Annotated in this window: 1 protein-coding gene; it reads right to left on the bottom strand. The window is 38.4% G+C overall.

Annotation, left to right across the window (positions count from 1 at the left end):
• Positions 1-354: hypothetical protein (locus tag K4Z77_RS08940; protein ID WP_224219108.1), on the bottom strand; the 354-nt coding region annotated here is incomplete at both ends.

The raw sequence follows: 354 nt of genomic DNA, 5'->3' as shown, positions 1-354 counted from the left end.
ACTGTGCGTTCTTCTTCTTTTGGTTCCCAATTGTCTACTTCTGGTGTTCCTTTTAGATTTCCGCCGTTATCAACTGTTAAACCATTTACTGGTTTATCTGTTGTAATCGTTGTACCTGGTTTGTTTGGTGTGATTACCTTAGTATTTGCTGGGACTGGTTTTTTCTCTGGTACAGTTTTTTCTGTTACTGTTCCTGTTAAGTTATCTGCTACTTTTGGATCTGTTCCATTTTTGATTTCTTCCTCATCTGGAATTCCATCATTGTCATCATCTGGATCCTTAACATCTGGAATACCGTCTCCATCTGTATCGCGTTGAATTTTAACTGGAACTTTGACTACAACCTCTTCTGTG

Origin of the sequence: Streptococcus mitis subsp. hohhotensis (genome assembly GCF_020089495.2) — a bacterium.
Classification (GTDB): Bacteria; Bacillota; Bacilli; order Lactobacillales; family Streptococcaceae; genus Streptococcus; species Streptococcus hohhotensis.
This window is presented reverse-complemented; position numbering and strand designations above follow the sequence as displayed.